Origin of the sequence: Saccharothrix luteola (assembly GCF_020859565.1) — a bacterium.
Lineage (GTDB): Bacteria > Actinomycetota > Actinomycetes > Mycobacteriales > Pseudonocardiaceae > Actinosynnema > Actinosynnema luteola.
Genome location: NZ_JAJHUO010000055.1, coordinates 1 through 20,428 on the forward strand (window position 1 = coordinate 1; position 20,428 = coordinate 20,428).

A 20,428-nucleotide genomic window follows, 5' to 3' on the forward strand; every position below is an offset into this window, starting at 1 on the left:
AGGAGACGCCCGCGTCGCGCAGGATGCGGCGCAGCGTCTCCCGGCTGACCGCGGCGACGGTTCCTCGGTCGAGCAGGTGCTCGCGCAGCTTCGCGAGTGACCAGGTGGAGAACGCGGTGATGCCCCAGTCGGCGGGCGCAGTGCGGGCGATCAGGCAGATCCGTTCACGGATCGCCTCACCGATCGTCCGACTCCGTCCGCCGCTCCATTTTGGGTCCAGCGCCGCGAACCCCCGCTCGTTGAAGGCGTGGATCACGTCACGGACGTAGTCCTCGCTCACCTGCATCAACGAGGTGATGTCGCGGACCGCCTGGCCCTGGCCGGACATCAGCACCACGATCGCCCGCCGCAGCCGCACCGGATCCTTCGCGGTCCTGGTGATCCGCTGGATCTTCCGGCCTTCCTCCATCGACAACGGCCTCACGAACACACTCGGTCGACGAGCCACAACCACCTCCCGCACTCGACATGCGGGACCAGCCTCGCCGATCAGCCCAACCGATCGATTACCGGGTCAACCCTCCGAGACGCGCCACTAGATGAGACAGGTTGTGTTTACGGGGCTGGCTGTGGTTGCTCGACGGGTTGGTTGATCCAGGCTGTCTCGGGCAGTCGGGGTTATCGGGGGAAGCTCAGTCACCGGTCCCCCGGCTTCCGGCAGCCACAACTGCACCCGTACCGCTCCAACACCGCCCGCAGCTCCCGCACCTGGGCACCGTCGAGGAACGCACGCTCGTACTCCCCCACCACTACCGCATCGATCCGCTCCGCGTTCGCGGCGATGCAACGCTGTGGGGTGCCAGAAGTCGGTGGGGTCGTGGTGGCGCACGGCCAGGTCGAGGGCCTGCGTCAGACGTGTGGTGGCCTGTTCGTGCAGGCCCAGCCGGGAGCAGGCGAGGCCGAGGTTCCGGTGGGCGCGGGTGCGGGTGGTGTGGTCGGGCAGGTGGTCGGCGGCGTCCAGCGCGGCCCGCCACGTGGTGACCGCGTCGTGCCGGTGTCCTCGCCGGTGGTGGAAGGTGGTCAGGTTCCATGCCAGGTGCCAGACGGTGTGGTGGTGGCCGAGGGTGGCGGCGGTGCGTTGGGTGGCCAGCAGGGTGGCGTGCTCGGCCTGCAGCCAGGCCAGCGCCGCGGCGGTGTCGGGCAGCGGGTGCGGGTGCACGCCGGGTGCGGGCGGCTCGGGCCGCACGAGCGCGCGGTGGGGGTACAGGAGGTGGTCGGCGGTGTGGGCGGTGTGCAGGTGGAAGTCTGCCACCCGGGTCAGGGCCGCTTCCCGCACGTGCCCGGGCAGGGTGGTGTGGGCGGTGTCTGCGGCGTAGCGGCGGACCAGGTCGTGCATGGCGTAGCGGCCGCCCGGCCGCCGTTCGAGCAGCGAGGCGTTCTCCAGCCCGCTCAGCGTCTTGCGGGCGAGGCGGTCGGGCAGGCCGGTGAGGGCGGCGGTGGCGGGCGGGGTGGTGTCCGGGCCGGGGGCGATGCCCAGCAGTGCGAACACTGTGCGTTGCCGGTCGGTGAGGTGGCGCAGGGACCAGGACAGCACGGTGGGCAGGCTGGCGGCCGGGTCGGTGTCGTGGTCGAGCGCCTCCAGGCCGAGGTCGCGCAGTTCGGCGGCAGTCTCGGCGAACGCGACGTCGGGGCGGGTGTCGGCGGTGCGCACGGTGATCGACAACGCCAGCGGGTGGCCCCCGCACAGCCCGATCAGCTCGTCCACCGCCTCGGGTTCGGCGGCGACGCGGGCGGCGCCCAGGCGGGCGGCCAGCAGGCCGCGGGCCTCCTCCGGGGACAGGACGTTCAGGGGCAGGTGGCGGGCGCCGTGCCGGTCGATCAGCGAGGCCAGCCGGTGACGGCCGGTGACCAGTACCGTGCAGGACGGCGAGCCGGGCAGCAGCGGCACGACCTGCTCGCTGGTGGCGGCGTTGTCCAGCACGATAAGCATCCGCCGCCCGGCCACCAGGCTGCGGTACAGCGCGGCTTGGGCGTCGAGGTCGGCGGGGATGCGGTTCGCCTCGACGCCCAGGGCGTCGAGGAACCCCCGCACCGCCACCGCCGGCTGCACCGGCTCGCCGGTGGGACTGAACCCGCGCAGGTCCACGAACAGCTGCCCGTCGGGGAACCGCTCCAGCCGGCGGTGCGCCCAGGCCAGCGCCAGCCAGGTCTTGCCGATGCCCCCGGCACCGCCGATCGCCGACACCAACACCGTCGCGCCCTGCCCCGCACCCGCCGCGTCGGCGGGCGCGCCGACGGCAACGACTGGGCGACATCCTCAACGAGTACCACCACGCAGCCTGACCTGCACGGACGATATTTTCGGCAAGCACAAGGCCGCGCCTGTCAGCGGCACGGACGAGCGGCAGGCGACCTCCGTCGAGGCGACCACCGCCACCTCGACCACCGCTCCCAGCTCCAGCGTCGCCGACACGACGACGTCGAGCAGCAGCGTGACCACGTCGGCGACTCCCGGTTCCCCGGTGCCACAACCCGCCGCGGTGGCCGCGCCCGTGCCTGAGCCGGGGCGGTTCGATGCAGTCGTTGGCGAATCGCTGGACGCGGGTGGTTGACAGCGACGCGCCTGTGTTCAACGGATCGACCGCGTCAGGTCACGGCCGTCGAGGTAGTTCGGCGTTCACGGTGAGCATGGTTCGGACGGTGGCGTAGCCGAGGGCGTGGTTCACCGCGAGCATGTGAGCGTTGTCGGTGCTGGTGGCGGTGCGGATGTGCTGGAGTCCCGGTCGTCCGGCCAACCACCACGACATGGTTCCCTTGAGGCAGCGACCGAGCCCGTGCCCGCGATGCGCGGCCACCACGACCGTGTCGCCTTGGAGGGCCTCGTACTGCCTGTACGGCAACACGATCACCTCGGTGAGCCCGACGACCCGCCCGGTCGCCTCGTGCACCACGACGACGACCCGCTGGTCGACGTCCTGCCGGTGGAACTCCTCCTCTGCCCGGCGGACCCGCTCGACGGTCCAGTCCGGCTCGGAGCGGTCCTGGCCGCCGACGGGGGCGTCGTGGATACCGCCACGCGCCTCGGCGTACGAGGCCACCCATTCGTCCGGAGCGGTGCCCCGCCACCGCAGCACCCGGTAGCCGTCGGGCACGTCGACCGTCCACAGCGAACGGTCGGCGTCGGCGATCGACAGCGACTGCACGGCGATGGACCGCACCACTCCGAAGCCGCGGCCCACGGCCCAACGTTCCCCGTCTCCCCCGGCGACGACCTGGGAGGTCTCCACCACCGTCCGGCCTCGCGACCGCAGTTCGGGCACGACCGCGGCGTAGAGCGCCGATCCCAGGCCACGACCGCGCACGTCGGGCCGCACGACCACTTCGACCAGACCGAGGTGGGCGTTCTCGTCCTCGGGCAGCCGCGCCTGCGCCACGCCCTCGATCGTGCCGCCCGACCGCGCCACCCAGTACAGGGTGGCCCCCAACCCTGGGAAGGGGGTGCTCAGCCGCGCCACCACCGCGTCCCGGGTCAGCGGGACCTCGTCGGGTCGCTCAACCGACTGGCTGCCCGCCACCACCCGGTGGTACGCGTCAAAGTCCTCGTCGGTCGCCGCCGATGGGTCGAACCGCTCGACGACGAACGGGAATCCGGCCACCGCTGTTCCTCCTGTCCTCTGCCCGCACCAGGCAGGCCGCCAGCACGCCGGCCATGACCAGGCCGAACGCCTGGAGGTTGAGCACGGCGGCGATCACCACGTGCAGCACCACCCCCGCCGCCACGACCGCGACCCCGGGCCGCCACAGCACTCCCACCGCGATCACGGCCTGGGTCGCGATCACCAGCCACGTCGCCCCGACGAGCGCCGGCGCGGGCACGAGGTCTGACAGCACCGGCCACGGTGCGCCGTAGTTGGGATCGGTCAACACCACCGACAACGCCCGACCATCCCTCCACAGCGGATCACCGAACTTGGCGACCACCGCGTACCCGTAGACGACCGCGACCTGCAGCCGCAGGGCGAGGTGCCCGGCGAACGCCGCGCCCCTCCACCCCGGCGACAGCGCGGCGCGCGGCCTGCTCCACTGCCAGGTCCGGTCGTCGCCCAGGCACAGCGGCACCAGGAGCATCGTCGCCAGTTGGGCGATCCGGTCGCCCCCGTTGGCCACCGGGCACGCCGCCGCGAACCCGAAGGCGAGGTACCAGTGCGGCACGCAGGTCCACCGCGGCCGGAAGCCGGACAGCACGACCGCGAGGACCAGCAGGGCGACGGCGTCGGCCGCCGGCGACTCGGCGGGTTCGACGAGGCACCAGAGCGCGATCGCACCGACCCCCGAGCACACCGGTCCGCCCGCGAAGATCACCTCGTCGGGGTTCGCCAGCAGCACCAGCACCTGGGCTGCCGCGAGGGCGCTCCTCGCGCACGCCAACTGCCACCCACGCGGCTCGAACACCGCCACGGCGCCCTCGATGCGGCCCACCACCGCGGTCACGGCCCGCACTCGACCTCCACGACGGCGATGCGGTGCACGTGACGCTTCGGAACCGACCGCTCGACGGCGACAGCGACGCGGCCGCACAGGCGCGAGGTGATGGTCGAGCCGTCGAGGGTGAACACCGACGAGCGGGCGACCTCCTCGCCACACATGGCCGCCGTGGCCTCCCCGCACGCCTGCCAGTAGGCGTCGGGCACGCGCAACGCCACTCGACGCGTCTCGGCCACCACCACGGAGCCCTCGCGGCGGAGGCCGTCCCATGGGCGCCGAGGCACCAGTGGGGTGAGGTCCGGGACGTTGTACGCGACGAGCACGTCCTGGCTCAGCTCGGTGAAGAACGGCCAGTGCTGCGGCCACACCACGCGGTACGACCGAAGCGGATTCGCGCCCGGCAGTTGCGCGAGGGCGGACAGCACGAGGCCGGTGACCACCATCGCGGCGGTGAGGTGGAACCCACGCAGGGCTCGTGCGGACTCCTCGACGTTCACTCGACGATGAATCCGTCCGGGGGATTCGTCGTGACGAGCGCGTTCTGTGGACGGACCTCCGGAACGCCGTTCTCCCCGTCTGCGGCGCCTGTCACCACCACAGCCGTTGCGATCGCGACCGACGTAACCACACCAAGAAGCACGTTCCGCACGTTTCCCCCCTGGAAACCCTCCGGCGAGCGGCGGCACCGCCCCCGGTGCTGGCGCAACCCGCCAGCGGCACCACGCTACGGACCGGATCTACCTGTCCGCTACCGGATCACTACTTGTGGTAAAAAAACGAGGAGCTGCTGGGGTCGTGGTGCAGGTGCGCAAGGGCAGGCCGGCGTCGACCGGCCGTGAGGTGTCCGTACGCGGCGGCGGATGGGAATGGTTTTCGGTGAAATTCGGGATTCTGGGTCCCCTGGAAGTGCGGTCGGAGGGCCGCGTCGTGCAGATTCCCGGGAGGCGGCAGCAGAAACTGCTGGCCATCCTGCTGCTCAACGCCAACCAGGCCGTGGCGGTCGAGCGCCTGGAGGACGAGCTGTGGGAGCGTCCTCCGCGTTCCGCGCGGCAGCAGGTGCACAACGCGGTGGGCGGACTCCGCTCGACGCTGGCAGCGTCCATCGGTGCGTCGATGATCGCCCACCTGAACGGTGGGTACGTGATCGAGGTGCCCGAGTCCTCGATCGACGCGCGGCTGTTCCTGGAGCGGACGGCGGCGGCCTCGCAGGCCCGCACGGAGGGCCGGCTCACCGACGCCGCCGCACTGTTGGAGCAGGCGCTCGACCTGTGGCGAGGTGACGCGCTGTCCGGGCTGGACGGTCGCGAGATCGACGCGGCCGCGCTGAAGCTCAACGAGCACCGCCTGACCGCCAACGAGGACCTGCTCGCCACCCGCGTGGAGCTGGGCGACGCCGCTTCAGCGGCCGCCGACCTGCGTACCCTGGTGGCCCTGCACCCGCTGCGGGAGTCGCTGCGCGCGGTCCTCATGCGGGCGCTGCACGCGAGCGGCAGGCAGGCGGACGCGCTGGCCGTCTACGCCGAAGGCCGAGACCTCCTGCGCGAGGAGCTGGGCATCGACCCAGGTCCGGAACTGCGTCGCCTGCACGCGGCGTTGTTGAAGGGCACGGTCGTGCCGCCCGCCCCACCCGCGCCGCAGCAGCCCGCTTCGTCCTCCCCGCCCGCGCCACCCGCGCCGCCGCGGTCCTACCTACCCCACGACACCAGCGACTTTTCCGGCAGGACGACCGAGCTGGACAGCTTGTCGTCCGCGGCGCAAGGTGTCCTACCCACCGCCCTGGTCGTCTCGGCGATCGACGGGATGGGCGGCGTCGGGAAAACGGCCATCGCGGTGCACCTGGCTCATCGGCTCGCCGACCAGTACCCGGACGGCCAGTACTTCATCGACCTGCACGGCTTCACCCCCGGCACGGACCCGCTGACGTCGGAACAGGCGCTGGACGCGTTGCTGCGCGACAGCGGCGTGCCCCCGGAGCTGATCCCGGCGACGCTGGAGCGCCGCAGCGCGCTGTGGCGCTCCCACATGTCGGGTGCCCGCGCCCTGCTGGTCATCGACAACGCCGTGGACGCCGCGCACGTCCGGCCCCTGTTACCGGCCTCGCCGGGGACGTTGGTCCTGATCACGAGCAGACGCAGGCTGACCGCGTTGGAAGGCGCGCTGCCGTTCTCCTTGGACGTGCTGCCCGTCGACGACGCCGTCACGATGTTCGTCCGGATCGCCGGTGAGCACCGCACCACCGGCGAGCAAACGGCCGTCCGGGACGCCGTGGAGCTGTGCGGGCGGCTGCCCCTGGCCATCCGCATTGCGGCGGCCCGACTGCGCGACCGCCGGTCGTGGCAGGTCTCCAACCTCGTGCGCAGGCTGCGCGACCAGACCCAGCGCGGCAGGCTGCTGCAGGTGGACGACCGCGACGTGATGGCCGTCCTCCGCCTTTCCTATCGCTACCTCCCGCCCGAGCGGCGGCGCCTGTTCCGGCTGTTGAGCGTGTACCCGGGTGCCGACTTCGACGCGTACGCCGCCGCCGCGCTGACGGGTTACCCGGTGGACGCGGCCGAGCAACTGCTGGAGGAACTGCTCGACGACAACCTCGTCATGGAGCGGAGCCCGGGCCGGTTCCACCTCCATGATCTGGTGCGCGACTGCGCGCACCAGATCATGGAGGAGACCGACGACGAGGCCGAGCGGGATGCCGCGCTGGTCCGCCTGCTCGACTACCAGGTGCTCGCGGCGCACGAGTGGGGCCGCCGGCTGGGCAACCGAATCTACCGGCGGGCGCCGGTCGTGGACTCCGCCGACTCGGCGGTGCGGGCGGCCGGGTCGGCGGCGGAGAGCGCCGTCTTGTTACAGCGGGAACTGGGGAACCTCGTGGCGGCTGCGGTGTTCTGCGCCCGCACCGGCCGCCACCGCCACACCTGGCAGTTGGCGTGCTTCCTGCAGCCCGCGTTGAAGCTGCGGAACTACGGCGACGGTTCCTTCACGATCTTCGAACAGGGGTTGGCCGCCGCCCGTCACGCCGGCGACCCGCACGGGGAGGCGGCCTGCCTCCAGGGACTCGCGCTGGTGTCCCACGAACGCCGCTCGACCGGCGAGGCCCGTGAGTACCTGACCCGGGCGCTGGAACTGAGCCGCATGCTCGGAGACCGGGAGGCGGAGACGACGCAGTTGCTCGACCTGGGCAGCCTGCACTTGTCAGAGGATCGCCTCAAGGAAGCGCTGAACGCGTTCCTGGCGGCCGAAGCACTGGCCGCGGGCGGCCCGGACAGCGGTCTGCAGGCGGCGATCGACAACAACCTCGGCGTCATCTACCGCGACATCGGCCGGTACGACTCGGCGCTGCACCACTTGCGCCGGGCGGTGCGAACGGACGCTCCCGACCGACTGCCGTACGCGAAACTGCTCACTGCCTGGAGCATCGGCACCATCCACCACGCACGCGGCGACCACGCAGAGGCGTTGCGCGAGTTCGAACGGATCAAGCAGGAGAGCGAGGCGCACGACTACCGGCACAGCGAGGCGGCCGCGCTGCTCGGGCTCAGCACCGTCCACCGGTCACTGGGCGCGTTCGAGGTCTCGCTCGACCTCGGCCGCCGGGCGTTGGCCCTCGCCAAGGAGTTGGACCTGCCCAAGCTCGAGTGCGAGGTGTTGAACGCGATCGGTGAGACGACCTTTGCCGCGGGCGACCTCGACCACGCCGAACGGGTCTTCGAGCAAGCGGCCGACTACGCCCGCCGGCGACGGCTGAAAAGGTACGAAGCGCGAGCAGCCGAGGGCTTCGCGCACATTGCGGCGGCACGGGGCCGGTGGGCGGACGCCGAGCGCCACTGGAAGCGAGCCTCGCACCTGTACCCGCCTGGCATGGTCGACCTCGACTACGTGCAGCACCATCTCGACGGTTTGGCCGACCGGGACACCACGTGCTTCCGCTGCGCGATTTCGCTCGCCGATTGGTGCCCGCAGCCGTAGGGCGCCGTCCGTGGCCGGCGGCGGACGCGGTCCGGGTGGTCGGTGATGATCCCTCGACGCCCAGGCTCGTCGTGCGGCCGATTTTTTCCGTGGAACGACGAGATGGAGCGCCGAGTTATCTCATGTTGACGCACAAACCTCCGGTGACCTGCGAAGATCGCCGGAGGTGAAGCCGAGATATCGGCTGATTTCAAGTCCGAGGAGTTTGAACACGCAGCTGTGGAGGATTCCCCATCATCGGTGCTGTCGGCGAGCTTCGAGTCGCGGTCCGCGAGCAGTAAGTCGGCGTTGCTGCCCGTGTCTTCGAGGCCCATGGGATCGCGTGTCAGACGCACGATCCAGTCCTCTGCGTGATGTGCGGCGTTGCCGGATGGGTTAACGGCACCCGCAGTGCGGTTGAGTAGTCCACCGGTAGCGGCGCCTGCCAGCCTGGTTCGCGGCACACAGCACGCGAGCGAGGCAATGGAACGGACCGGGGATCGGTGAAGAACACGGTGACGATCAGACCCGTAGGCCAGATCGATGGGCCCGAAGATGCCGAGGTGCACGTTGAGCACCTCGAAGACGCGCGAGCAGCGGAGGTGTTCGACGCCGTTGTGCCGCTCACCGCGCTTCTGCCCGCGGACTCGCCGCGGCTGGGCGGGAGCGACGAGACGCACTCCGCGCTGCTCGCCGAGGCGGACGCGGAACTGCCACCGATCCTCGTGCACCGGAAGACGATGCGCGTTGTAGACGGCATGCACCGGCTGCGTGCGGCTGAACTCAGGGGCGCGAGCGACATCCGCGTCCGCTTCTTCGACGGGGACGAGCACGAGGCGTTCGTGCTCGCGGTCAAGGCCAACACGACACACGGCCTGCCGCTCTCGCTCGCCGACCGGAAGACGGCGGCGGTCCGGATCATGACGTCACACCCGCAGTGGTCGGACCGCGCGGTGGCTGTCGCCGTCGGACTGGCCAGGCGCACGATCGCGCGCATCCGGTCGCGTTCAACCGGCGGAGTGAGCCAGTTGAACAGCCGCGTCGGCCTCGACGGCCGGGCCCGGCCGCTCAGCAGCGCGAACGGCAGGCGGCAGGCGGGCGAGCTGTTCGAGCAGCGTCCCGGTGCCACACTGCGCGAGGTGGCGAGCGCGTCCGGCATCTCCCTGGCAACCGCGCGCGACGTGCGGGAGCGCATCCGCCACGGCGAGGACCCGGTGCCGCCAGGGGTGCGACGCGCCGGCGGGGTCGCGCGGGCCGCCGACGGGCGGCGGGGGCCGAAGCAGGTCGACGGTGTCGCCGAGCCGATCGACCTCGCGTCGGCGTTCCACCGGTTGGCGAGTGATCCGTCCCTGCGCCTCTCCGACGCGGGACGCCGCCTGTTGCGCTGGCTCAACGCCAGCGCCAACGCCGTCGGGCGCGAGGAACGGGGCGACCTGCTCGACGCCGTGCCGAGTTACTGCGTGCCGGTGGTCGCAGGGCTCGCACGGGAGTACGCGCGGATGTGGCACGAGGTGGCCGACGAACTCGACCATCGGGGGCGGAGCGCTTCCTGAGCACGCCGGCCGCCCACCGAGAGGTGAGGGGGTGGCGAATGCCCAGGTGCACGACTTCCGGGACACACGCGGCGAAGAGCGCAGGCCTCTGTCGGTCGCAGCACGTTTCCGGTGTTCCGAAGAAGCCCACAACGGACCCACACGCTGTTGATCGCTCGCGAGTGGGGGCTCATCCCGCTCGATGTCCCGACGGCGGGACACGCAACCCGCACGCGGGTGGATTCCGTCGCCGAGGGTTCGGAACCGGCTCCTTGGTGGTGAGACGGGGTCGGCCGCCGACACCCTCGGCCGAGCCGGTCCGGTTCGGCAACTACGGCAGCGGTACGGGCCGAACCGTGAAATCAGGGGTCGTGCAGCTCTACGTCACGGCGGGTGGAAGCAGTCCTGGGCATGAACCGGGAATTGGTGCGGCTCTCCCCCTCGCGGCGAGAGGCGCTACGGAACCGTCGAAATCAATCGCTCGGACGGACTTGCATATCCAACCGATTTGGTTGATCAATTATCTTGATCGATCAACGTGCTCCACGTCACATGAATAGTCGTCGAAATTTCGTCACTAACCGACCCCTCCCGGTAATAGTGGAAAGGCGCGACCGCCGTGGTCACAAAAGCGGCGGCATGGCGCGAACAAGGGGATCGCGTGACGACAGCCTTACCCCGTCATGGGTAACCCTTGATCCGCGGAAGTTCCGGCCAAGTCGCTCCTCGGAGGGCAGGCCTCGATTTCGGAAGGGAGGATGACATGACTCGCAAGCACATGGCCGCACTGCGTCCGAAGCTCGTCGTGAAGGGCAAGGGCAAGTGATCCGACGCGGGGGCGGAGTCCAACTCCGCCCCCGCGTGGACACTGCCGCATCTCTCGGGGCCCGTGGGGAGCAGATGTTCACCGTGAAGGTATTGGACAACGGTGTGGGAGTGGCGCTGGACAGCTCCCTCGGAGTCCGCAGCGTCACCGTGTGTGTCGCAATCAGCGCAGGCTCCCGATACGACGACCTTTCCGAGCCCGGATCGGCGCACCTGGTGGAACACCTTGTCATGGCGGCTCCCTGTGCGGATCTCGGGAATGCCTCGATCAGCAAGTGGGTCGACTCCGTCGGAGGCCAGTCCAACGCGTCGACCTCGCACGAGGCGGTGACGTTCTGGGCGCGCGTCCCCCCGGCGGACGCCGTCGACTGCGCCCGGCACCTCGGCAACGCCATCGTCGCCCCGGCCGTCACCGACGCGTTGTGCGCGAGCGAGAGCCAGGTGGTCGTCCAGGAACTGCTCGCCGCCGCAGGTGATCCCGTCGACGTCGCTCACGAGGCGCTCTACGGCAGGCTGTTCGAGGGCGGCCCGCTCTCCCGCCCCGTCGGAGGCAGGGTCGAGTTCCCCGTGTTCACCGCGGACGGGGTGCTCGCCTCGCATCGACGGAACCTGCGAACCGCTCCCGTCGCCATCAGTCTCGTAGGTCCCGCGGACCTCGTCTTCCAGGCGTTCGAAGCCCTCCGCGGCAGCATCGGCGACATCGACCGCGAGCCGTGCCCGTTCACGCCCTGTGGTCCCCCGGCGAGCGGAGGCGCTCCCACCGCCGAGGTCGAACCGGACGCCGAGTACGCGTACCTCGTCGCCGGGGGCCTCGGCGCCGGACGCGACGACCCGCTGTGGGGCGCGGCCGAAGTGCTCGCCGCCGCGGTCGGCGGCACCCCGGGATCGTTCCTCTACGACCGGTTGCGCGGCGAACTCGGTGTCAGCTACCAGATCCAGTCCGGCCACACCGCGTACCGGGACACCGGCGTCTGGTCGATCACCGCAGGCTCCGAACCTCGACAGGCCGACCGGGTCGAGTCGACCATCCGCGACTGCCTGACCGCTGTGTCATCGGGCGGCTTGGGCGACGACGGATTCGCGGCGGCGAGGACGCAGGCCGCAGGCTCGGTGCTGCTGGACAACGAGGACCCGGTGGCCCGCGCGCACCTGAACAGCACCTGGGGCCTGGACTCCGGCGACGAGCCGCCAGTCGACCGTCTCCGGAGGCTGATCAACAGCGTGGACCACCAGGCCGTCCGTGCGATCGCGTCCCAAGTCTTGAGGAGCTACACGCATGTCGTCGCATCGTGACGTCGTCGCGGAGGTGTCGGGCTACGGCGTCGCCCCCGATCTCGCCGAGGAACTCTCCACATCGGGCCTGCTCGCCCGCCTGCACGACGAACTCGCCGTGATCACCGAGGACACCGACGCGATCACCGGGCAGCGACGGGCCCTGGCGGTGCTGCTGAAGTCGACCGGCCGCGGCGTCGCGGACCTCCTGCCTCGGCTGGCGGACGTCGCGCGACTCCGGTTCCCCGGTGTCGACCGCATGATGACGGTCGTCCCCGCCCGGCGGATCGTGCCCGCACCGAGGTCTGGGCATCCGCACATGCGGTACGTGCTCGCGACCGACGCCGTGGCCCTCGCGGATCCGGACGGGGACTGGTCCGTGCGTCCCGCCGGCAGGACGGACATCTCCGACGTCCTCCCCCTGCTCGTCGAAGCCATGGTCGACGGCTATCGCGTCGCCGGGACCGCCGTCGGCGAGGCACAGGTGGAAGCCGATGCGCGCCGACTCTTCGACCGGGCGGTCGAGGACGGCATCGTGTTCGTGGCACACGACGACGAGGGTTTCGCGGGCCACGTGACGATAGTCCCCGACCGGGACGAGCTCAGCGGCCTCGACCGACTGGAGTTGTTCGACCTGTTCGTGCCACGACACCGGCGCGGCACCCCGGCCTCCCGGCTGCTCACCTCGGCGGCACTGCGGTACGCCAGGAACCGAGGGCTTCCGCTGCGTGGCTACGTGTCCGGACACGGCCCCGCTCCGGACCGGGTGCTCGACTCGCTGCTGGGCAAGGGGTGGGTACGGGACACCACCTACTGGTCGTGCTCTCTCGAACAAGAAGGACACCGCGTTGGCTGATCACCGTGTCACAGTGCTCCCGCTGGTCGATGCGCGGTTACGCACCACCAGTTTCTGCCTGACCGTCATGTGCGGTTCGCGGTCGGACCCCGAAGGGCTGGGCGGCCTGACGCACCTCCTGGAGCACGTCGTGATGTCGGCGCCGCTGACCGGTGGGATGTCGTTCAGCCGACGAGCGGAGTTCCGGGGCGGCACGGTCAACGCGCACACCGGCCTGGAAGAGCAGCAGTTCTACGCCCAGGTCCACCCGGACGACGCCGACGACGTCATCGAGTTGTTGCTGAGCACGGTGTCCTGTCCGAACCTGGACGACACCGTGATCGCCAACGAGAAGAACGCCGTGCTGCAGGAGTTGGCCGGGAACGCCGCAGATCCCAACGAGGTCGTGCAGGACGCGATCCTCGCCGCCCTCTATCCCCGCCACCCGCTCGGCGCACCGGTCGGCGGCACGGCCGAGGGAATCCGGGCCGCGAGCGCCCAGGACCTCGCCGCGCACCACACGACCGGGTTCCTGACCCGCCCCATGAGCCTCACCGTGGTCGGTCCCCGCCCGCCGCAACTCGACGTGGCCCCCCAGACCCGACTCCGCCGGGAATACCCGGTCCCCTTGGCACCCGTGACCCAGCCGGCCGTGGCCTGGCCTTCCGGCTACTCCTGGTTGTGCTTCGGAGCCCGCTCGCCCGGTGTCGGCGATCCGCGCCGACACGCCTACTCGCTGCTGGCGACCCTGCTGGGCGCCAGCCCTTCTTCGCTCATGTACACGCGTCTGCGCGACGAAAACGGCTTGGGCTACGCGTTCGAGGCGTGGGACCGCGGTTACACCGAAGCCGGGGCGTGGCGCCTGCTCGTGGGTGTCGACGACGGCAACGGCGACCGCGTCCAGGCGATCGTGCGCGACCTGCTCTCCGACATCGCCGAGACCGGGCCGTCCCGCGAGCACCTGCTCATGGTCCAGCGCCAAACCGGGATGCAGCTGCTGATCGACTCTGAGAACCCGTTGGAATTGGCCAAACTGACCGGTGTCAGAACCCGCGGAGGCGTCCTCGGGTGGACACCGGAGGCGGAGCTGGACGCGCTGCGCGCGGTGTCCGCGACCGACGTGGCCGCAGCTGCGGCCGACATCCTGGCGAACCTGATCACCGTCGTGCGACCCGAGGGATGACCACCGAATGACCACAACCGCCGCTGGGCTGGGTATCGACCTGTTCTCCAGGGTCCTGGGCGCGGACGAGGACGAGCCGCCGGACAAGCTGGTGCGCACCGCGCGTTCCCAGAGTTGGGCGCTTCCCGCCCTGCTGCTGTCGGCGTACGCCAGGGACGGCCGCCCCCTGGGCAGCGGGTCGGCCGACGAGCTCCGCAGGGCGAAGAACCGCAAGCAGAACTACGCCGCCCTCGCCGCGGCCCTCGCGGGGACGTCGGCCAGGATCGTCAAGGGCCCGTCCCTGGCCAGGCACTACCCGGAGCCGCTCGTCCGACCGGTCGGTGACCTGGACGTCGTCGTCCCCGACGAGGCCGAACTCTGGCGGGTCGTGCGCACTGTCCTCGACAACGCCCCCGTGGAGACGATCGACGTGTCGGTGTTCGGTTATCCGGAAGCCCACCTGCTCGTCCAACTCGAGTGGCCGGGCGAAGACCCCATGCTGGACGTGGAGAATGCCGTCGAGGTCTGCACGGCCGGGTTCACCGGAGCCCAGGGGCCGGTGCGCGTCCGCGCGGAACTGCCCGCACAGCCAGTGGTCACCGACCTCCTCGCGCTGGCCGAGGAACGATTCCAGCGCGGGTTCAAGGCCAAGGACGTCATCGACATCGCGGTACTCGGGCAGGTCGCGTTCTCCCCGGCGGACGTCGTCGCTGCGGCGGAGAGGTGGCAACTGGCGCCCGAACTGCTCGAACTGCTGGACCTGGCCGGCGACCTGGTCGACCTCGGACTCCTCGGGCAGACCCGGCAGCCGCTGCGTGCGGCGGCCGAGCGCGAACTCGACCGCCGTGAGAACTGGTCCGCCCCGACGATCCCCCCGGGAGCGGACGCGATGACCACCGCCCTCGTCGAAGGCAGGTCAGTGGGAGGGCTGCTGCTGCGCGAGACGCGCCGTGACACCGACCCCGAAACGACGCGCCTGCGCCGGTTCGGCACCAGTGCCCTGCTGGCCACACCGGTGGGCGACTACCTGCTCGTGGACCACCCCGTGGTCACCCCCGAACAGCACGCCGACGCGCTGGCGGCGCTGGCCGCGATGGACGGTGAGGACCGATGAACGGGCCGAAGGCAGTCGACGTCCGGGGACTGGGCCGCGAGTACGTGCGCAGGCGCCGGCCACCGCGCACCGCGCTGGACGGGCTGGACCTGACCGTCGCACCGGGCGAGGTCCACGGTCTGCTCGGACCCAACGGCGCAGGCAAGACGACGCTGTGCAAGATCCTCTCCACGGTGCTGCTGCCCACCTCCGGCACGGCCGAGGTGTTCGGCCGCGACGTGGTGACCGACACCGGGACCGTGCGCCGTTCGATCGGCATCGTGTTCGGCGGCGAACGCGGTCTCTACGGGCGGCTGACCGCACGCCAGAACCTCCGCTACTGGTCCACGCTCTACCGGCAACCGACCGCCGTAGGCAAGACGAGGTCGGCCGAACTGCTCGACCGCCTCGGACTCGCCGACCGGGCCGACGAACGGGTCGAGACCTTCTCCCGCGGCATGAAACAGCGGCTGCACCTGGCACGCGGCCTGATAGGCGACCCGAGGCTGCTGATCCTCGACGAACCGACCATCGGCATGGACCCCGTCGCGGCACGCGACTTCCGGGTGCTGGTGGGCGAGTTGCGTGCCGAGGGCCGCACGATCCTGGTCACGACGCACGACATGGCCGAGGCCGAAGCCGTCTGCGACCGGGTCTCGCTGATCGACGGCGGCAAACTCGTGGCGACCGAGGACCCCCGCACCATCGGCAGCTGGCTGACCACGTACGAGCGCGTGGTCGCCGAGGACGTGCCTCCCGCCGTGGCCGAGTCCATCAGGGCGATCCGCGGTGTGCGGAGTGCGGCCGAGGACAACGGCACCGTGGTCGTCGAGACCGAGGCCGCGGGCGCCGCGGCCGAGGTGGTGCAGGTACTGGCCAAGGCGGGCGTGGTCACGATGTCGACCGGCAAACCGTCGCTGGCCGACGTGTACCTGCACGTGATCGGTGACAGGGGCAGCGTGGTCCGGTGATCAGGATCTTCTGCACCGCCGTGTGGTTCCAGGCGTTGATGCTGCGCAGGCTCGCCGACCTCACCGCACTGGTCAACGCGCCGATGTTCACCTTGGCCCTGCTCGCGATCATGACCAACGCAGGGCGTCTCGACCTCGCGCCCTACGCGGTCATCGGCTCGACGGTCATCGCCGTGTGGAGCATGGCGATGCTCGTCTCCGGCGACATCATCGACTCCGAGCGCGAGAACGGCACCCTGGAAGCCTTGATCGGCACACCCGCGCCGCTGGCGGTGGTCGTGCTGGGCAGGACCGCCACCGTGACGGCGATCAGCATGCTGTCCCTGCTGGAGAGCCTCTTCGTCGCGCAACTGGCCTTCGGCGTCGTGGTGGACGTGAAGCACATCGGCGTGCTGGTCGCCACGCTGGCGGCGACCGTCGTCGCGATGACCGGCACTGCGACGGCGATGGCGGGGGTCTTCGTCCTGGCCCGGTCGGCGCGTACCTTCCAGAACTCCCTGTCCTACCCGTTCTACCTGCTCAGCGGGGCCGTCGTGCCCGCACCCCTGCTGCCACTGTGGCTGCAACCGGTCACCAAGGTCGTGTTCCTGTCCTGGTCCACCGATCTGATCAGGGACTGCCTGAAGGAATCGCCGGTCCCCGACGCGGCGGGCAGGCTGGCGATGGTGCTGCTGCTGGGCCTCGTCGGCTACGTGGGAGGGGTGTGGATGCTCGCACGCATCCTGCACAGGGTCCGGACGACGGGGCAGGTGAGCTACGCGTGATCCGGGACAACGCCCGGGTCCTGGCGGCGGCGTTCGTCAGCGCGCTCGCCGACCTCAGGGCCATCTACACCTGGCGCACGTGGACGTTCGCCTGGCTGTCGCGGATCCTCTGCCAGGTGGCGTTCTTCGCCGTGATCGGGACTCTGCTCGCGTCCACCGAGCGCACGCACTACCTGCTCGTCGGCAATGCCGTCTACATCGCGTCGCTGGTCTCGATGTTCGTGTGCGCCTCGACCGCCTGGGAGCGTCAGACGGGCACCCTGCCGTTGCTCGTCGCGGCGCCCACGAGCCCGTTCACGCTGTTCGTCGGCCGCAGTGCCCAATGGCTCATCGACGGGTCCGTGTGCGCCTCGATCGCCTTGTTCGTCTTGGGGCCGCTGTTCGGGGTACCGCTGCCGATGCCGCGGGTGCTCCTGGCGATCCCGCTGATCATCCTGGTAGCGGTGTCGACCTACTGCTTCGGACTCGTGCTCGCCGGCGTGGCCTTGCGAAACCTGGAGCTGCGCAACCTCGTTGGGAACCTCGGCGGACTGGTGCTGATGGTCATCTGCGGGGTCCAGGTGCCGTCGTCGTTCTGGCCCAGCCCGATCCACGAGATCGCCCAGGTGCTGCCGCTCACGCACGGCCTCCAGGCCGTCCGCCACCTCCTGGCCGGAGCACCCGGCGGCAGCGTGCTGGCCGAAGCGGGCCTGGAGTTGTGCGTCGCGGCGGGATGGTTGACCCTCGCGGCGCTGACCTTCCGCCAGTTCGCGGAAAGCGGACGCCGGGACGGTTCGATCGAGTTCGGCGACTGACCGGGCTGCCGCACGCCGATCGCGCTGAAGGGCTCAGGCGCGGCGTCATGCGGCGGCCCGCCGGTGTGGCCCTCCTTCCGGTTCGGAGGTGCTGTGCGGTGAGCGACCGGCCTGCTCGGCGCCATGCGCCGTTCAGCCCGCGACCGGCGGTGCAACACCGTGCCTCGCGGCCCGGCTCACCCGCTGCGAACAGCGTTCGAGGCATCGAAGGGTCGTGTGTATCGTTGGGTCGGTTGATGCCGGGCGGGAAAGGCGGGCCATGGCCACCGAGGTGGGGCGGGCGTTGGCGGTGCACGGCGACAGCCTGCCTGACGGGGTGGCCTGAGCGTGGCTGTCGAAGACGGCCTTCCGGTGTCGTTGCCCGACGACCTGCCGATCCTCGAGCGCAGTGCGGTCCGGGTCGTCGTGCTCGACGTCCACGACAGGGTGTTGCTCTTCCACATCCGGGACCACGACCATCCGGATCTCGGGACCTGGTGGGAGCTTCCGGGTGGCGGCATCGACCCGGGTGAGACCTACCAGGATGCCGCGATCAGGGAGCTCCGCGAGGAAGCCGGGATCGTTGCCGTCGCATCGCGGTTGGGACCACCGAACTGGCGACGTCGAGCGTCGTTCCGGAGCCGGCAGCGCCGACACCTCCAGGACGAGGTGATTGTCACGCTGAGGCTGCCCATTCCGGGGCCAGACATCGACGGGTCCGAACGCGTGGAGTACGAGCGCGAGGACTACTTCGACTTCCGTTGGTGGCCGACAGCTGAGATCTGTGCAAGCCGGGAGCGCTTCTACCCCGGTCGACTGCCGGTTCTGCTGCCCGCCGTTCTCGAAGGCCAGGAGATCGACGAACCGTTCGAGCTGTTCTCCTAGCGCACAGGCGAACCGCACTGACGGTGGCGCGCGCCGATCACGCGATTAGCGGTCGGGTGTCACCCCGCCGGGAAAAGATGGTCGGGGAACGACCTCTTTCACTCGGACGGCCGCGCCGTCAAACACCGTCTGCGATGACGGCCCATGGTGTAACGCGCCGATCGGCGTGAACACCGTCGACCCTTCTGTTGACACCTCAGGATTGCCCCGGTATACAAATGGTATCGAGTTTTCCAAATCACAAGCCGTTAAGTCGAGACGGCTGTGACGTGCGATGCGTGAAAGGTGTCCTGCAAGGTTGTAAATGATCTCCAGAACGGCGAACGTGGTGGGGATCAGAGTGACGCCAGGGGCGGATGAGTGACCGTGGGAGGGGTAGGTGCCGGCAACTCTCGGCATTGGCCGGCATTCACGATGGCAGTTCTGGGCTCGCGCGAAAATGGTCAACGGACGCTTCGGACATGCTCGCCGAGGTGCGGTACGTCGACATTTCAGCGGACGCGACGTCGTCGCCTGGCAGGTGGCCGATGCACCGTACGATTTCATTTTCGCGGCCGCCCGATTGTTCCGGGAAGGCTGGTTCATGCGTACCATCGCGATCGGGAAGCTCAGGCTCGGTTAATTCGCCGATTCCTGAAAAAAGTGGCATTGCCTCGAACCGGCGGGATCGGCGGGACCGACCGCGCCGATCGATCAGCACAGGGTCACCCCGCCGATCGCCTGGACATGCCACCACGTCGACCGGACCTTCGGCAGCACCATCGTGGCCGGGCTCAGCTTCAGTGACTTCTGCGACGACGAATGGCTGCACGGCGCAGGAGGCGTGGACGGTTCGAGCCGGTCCTGGACGGGTGCCGCGCGTGATCGCGTCAGGTTGACCCAGCCGATCGACCTGTCTCCCGCGCCCGAGTCCCCGTCTGGCCGTCGAAGCCCGCGCCGCTCGGCACCACTACGAGGTCGACGACTCCGCACGGCAGGACGACGAGCACCACGTGGGCAAGATCGACTGGTTGATCCGAGAGGCGAATCGCATGGACAGTGCAGTGCGCGGGGTGTCCGTAGCCCTGATGGGCATCGACGGAGCGGGAAAGACCACCCTCCTGAACCACCTGGGACGGGCGCTCGACGAACTCGGGTTCGAGTGCGTCGACACGAGCCGGAAGGCCGCGATCCGCTCGGCCCGCTCCGACGGCGGCTTCCCCGCGCGGAGCTTGGAGCGGTTGTGGCTGGAGTCGTGGCGGTCGCTGCTCGGCGGCGGGCACGCCGATGGGTCTCCCGTCGATTCGGCGATCCCGCTGGAGTTCACCGACCGGACGGAAGTGGCGTCAGGCTGGATCGTCGACAGGCTGCCGGCGAGCATCGCGGGCGTGCGGCGGTCCGGCCCGCTGGCATCCGCTTCGACGGAGCTGACCATGGATCAGATCATCAGGGCAGAGGTCGTCGAGCCCGTCCTCGCACGGGGAGCGGTCACCCTGGCGGACGGGTTCGGGTTCTCCACCGCGACCAAGAACATCCGCATCGCCCGCGAGATCCCGGCCGACGCGACGTCCGACGACGCCTTGGACCAGTTCGAAACGTTCTTCCGGACGGCCTACTCGATGCCGCTCCTGCAACCCGACATCGGTTTCCTGCTCGACGTGGAGCCGCGACGGTCCTACGAGTGGCGGATGCGGCAGGACGGCCGGTTGGGGGCGGGCGAGGACTTGTGGCTGGCCGGCCGGCGGGGCGCGGATGCCTACATGGCCCTGCAGACCGCCGTGGCCGCGAAGTTGCGCGCGGCCGCCGTCGACTGGGGGTGGAACGTCCTTCAGATCGACGGTCGGCCGCAGCGGGAGACAGCCGCGCACGCCGTGGAGGTCCTGACGAAGGACACAGCGGTGCAGCGATTGATCGAGCATCGAGTTGACGTCAAGTGATCCGAGACCCATCGCCGCAATCCACGACAAAGG

At 70.1% G+C, this 20,428-nt stretch carries 18 protein-coding genes and 1 pseudogene; 11 read left to right on the top strand and 8 right to left on the bottom strand.

Features of this window, described 5'->3' with window-relative positions; all coding sequences use genetic code 11:
* The 7 genes and pseudogenes from LNK82_RS45520 to LNK82_RS45550 all read right to left on the bottom strand — a co-directional run.
* Positions 1–424, bottom strand: a 424-nt coding sequence (locus tag LNK82_RS45520; protein ID WP_230573038.1) for a helix-turn-helix domain-containing protein, incomplete at its 3' end; no start/stop codon positions are given.
* A 111-nt stretch (positions 425–535) separates the two neighbouring features.
* Positions 536–2,200: pseudogene (locus LNK82_RS45525) on the bottom strand (hypothetical protein); the annotation flags it as partial.
* Positions 2,201–2,257: 57 nt separating this feature from the next.
* Positions 2,258–2,440, bottom strand: a complete 183-nt coding sequence (locus LNK82_RS45530; RefSeq protein WP_230573039.1) for a hypothetical protein — start codon at positions 2,438–2,440, stop codon at positions 2,258–2,260.
* A 151-nt stretch (positions 2,441–2,591) separates the two neighbouring features.
* Positions 2,592–3,596 (bottom strand): GNAT family N-acetyltransferase, encoded by a 1,005-nt coding sequence (locus LNK82_RS45535; RefSeq protein WP_230573040.1) that lies wholly within the window; start codon positions 3,594–3,596, stop codon positions 2,592–2,594.
* Positions 3,532–4,440: an HTTM domain-containing protein gene (locus tag LNK82_RS45540; RefSeq protein ID WP_230573041.1), complete on the bottom strand. Its 909-nt coding sequence runs from the start codon at positions 4,438–4,440 to the stop codon at positions 3,532–3,534. Before LNK82_RS45540 ends, LNK82_RS45535 begins: the two co-directional genes overlap by 65 nt.
* Complete coding sequence (locus tag LNK82_RS45545) at positions 4,428–4,922, bottom strand: hypothetical protein (protein ID WP_230573042.1); 495 nt, start codon at positions 4,920–4,922, stop codon at positions 4,428–4,430. Before LNK82_RS45545 ends, LNK82_RS45540 begins: the two co-directional genes overlap by 13 nt.
* Positions 4,919–5,074, bottom strand: a complete 156-nt coding sequence (locus tag LNK82_RS45550) for a hypothetical protein (RefSeq protein ID WP_230573043.1) — start codon at positions 5,072–5,074, stop codon at positions 4,919–4,921. Before LNK82_RS45550 ends, LNK82_RS45545 begins: the two co-directional genes overlap by 4 nt.
* Before the next feature lie 278 nt (positions 5,075–5,352).
* On the opposite strand from LNK82_RS45550, the gene LNK82_RS45555 reads away from it, so the two are divergent.
* The 10 genes from LNK82_RS45555 to LNK82_RS45600 all read left to right on the top strand — a co-directional run bounded on the left by LNK82_RS45555 (position 5,353) and on the right by LNK82_RS45600 (position 18,479).
* Positions 5,353–8,388 (top strand): AfsR/SARP family transcriptional regulator, encoded by a 3,036-nt coding sequence (locus LNK82_RS45555; protein ID WP_230573044.1) that lies wholly within the window; start codon positions 5,353–5,355, stop codon positions 8,386–8,388.
* Positions 8,389–8,930: 542 nt separating this feature from the next.
* Entirely contained in the window at positions 8,931–9,920 is a 990-nt protein-coding gene (locus LNK82_RS45560) for a ParB/RepB/Spo0J family partition protein (protein WP_230573045.1), read from the top strand.
* Between the two features lie 879 nt (positions 9,921–10,799).
* Complete coding sequence (locus LNK82_RS45565; protein ID WP_230573046.1) at positions 10,800–12,017, top strand: M16 family metallopeptidase; 1,218 nt, start codon at positions 10,800–10,802, stop codon at positions 12,015–12,017.
* Positions 12,001–12,852, top strand: a complete 852-nt coding sequence (locus LNK82_RS45570) for a GNAT family N-acetyltransferase (protein WP_230573047.1) — start codon at positions 12,001–12,003, stop codon at positions 12,850–12,852. Before LNK82_RS45565 ends, LNK82_RS45570 begins: the two co-directional genes overlap by 17 nt.
* Before the next feature lie 13 nt (positions 12,853–12,865).
* Positions 12,866–14,014, top strand: a complete 1,149-nt coding sequence (locus LNK82_RS45575) for a M16 family metallopeptidase (protein WP_230573048.1) — start codon at positions 12,866–12,868, stop codon at positions 14,012–14,014.
* A gap of 7 nt (positions 14,015–14,021) precedes the next feature.
* Positions 14,022–15,107 (top strand): nucleotidyltransferase family protein, encoded by a 1,086-nt coding sequence (locus tag LNK82_RS45580; RefSeq protein ID WP_230573049.1) that lies wholly within the window; start codon positions 14,022–14,024, stop codon positions 15,105–15,107.
* On the top strand, positions 15,104–16,057 hold the full coding sequence (locus LNK82_RS45585) for an ABC transporter ATP-binding protein (RefSeq protein WP_230573050.1): 954 nt from the start codon (positions 15,104–15,106) through the stop codon (positions 16,055–16,057). The genes LNK82_RS45580 and LNK82_RS45585 overlap by 4 nt, the downstream gene beginning before the upstream one ends.
* Positions 16,054–16,821 (top strand): ABC transporter permease, encoded by a 768-nt coding sequence (locus LNK82_RS45590; protein WP_230573051.1) that lies wholly within the window; start codon positions 16,054–16,056, stop codon positions 16,819–16,821. Before LNK82_RS45585 ends, LNK82_RS45590 begins: the two co-directional genes overlap by 4 nt.
* Positions 16,818–17,615: an ABC transporter permease gene (locus tag LNK82_RS45595; RefSeq protein WP_230573052.1), complete on the top strand. Its 798-nt coding sequence runs from the start codon at positions 16,818–16,820 to the stop codon at positions 17,613–17,615. Before LNK82_RS45590 ends, LNK82_RS45595 begins: the two co-directional genes overlap by 4 nt.
* 327 nt (positions 17,616–17,942) lie before the next feature.
* Positions 17,943–18,479 carry an NUDIX hydrolase gene (locus LNK82_RS45600; protein WP_230573053.1) on the top strand — a complete coding sequence of 179 codons (537 nt, stop codon included), beginning with the start codon at positions 17,943–17,945 and terminating at the stop codon, positions 18,477–18,479.
* Between the two features lie 409 nt (positions 18,480–18,888).
* Here LNK82_RS45600 and LNK82_RS45605 read toward each other — a convergent pair whose 3' ends face one another.
* The gene (locus LNK82_RS45605; protein WP_230573054.1) at positions 18,889–19,179 is read right to left on the bottom strand and encodes a hypothetical protein; all 291 of its coding nucleotides are present in this window, start codon (positions 19,177–19,179) and stop codon (positions 18,889–18,891) included.
* A 331-nt stretch (positions 19,180–19,510) separates the two neighbouring features.
* On the opposite strand from LNK82_RS45605, the gene LNK82_RS45610 reads away from it, so the two are divergent.
* A complete protein-coding gene (locus LNK82_RS45610) occupies positions 19,511–20,395 on the top strand; it encodes a nucleoside/nucleotide kinase family protein (RefSeq protein WP_230573055.1) in 885 nt (294 codons plus the stop codon).
* The last annotated feature ends 33 nt before the right edge of the window (positions 20,396–20,428 follow it).

Coding starts and splice junctions, on each gene's coding strand:
- LNK82_RS45565 (WP_230573046.1), top strand. CDS start 10,800: ATGTTCACCGTGAAGGTATTGGACAACGGTGTGGGAGTGGCGCTGGAC.
- LNK82_RS45570 (WP_230573047.1), top strand. CDS start 12,001: ATGTCGTCGCATCGTGACGTCGTCGCGGAGGTGTCGGGCTACGGCGTC.
- LNK82_RS45580 (WP_230573049.1), top strand. CDS start 14,022: ATGACCACAACCGCCGCTGGGCTGGGTATCGACCTGTTCTCCAGGGTC.
- LNK82_RS45585 (WP_230573050.1), top strand. CDS start 15,104: ATGAACGGGCCGAAGGCAGTCGACGTCCGGGGACTGGGCCGCGAGTAC.
- LNK82_RS45610 (WP_230573055.1), top strand. CDS start 19,511: ATGGACAGTGCAGTGCGCGGGGTGTCCGTAGCCCTGATGGGCATCGAC.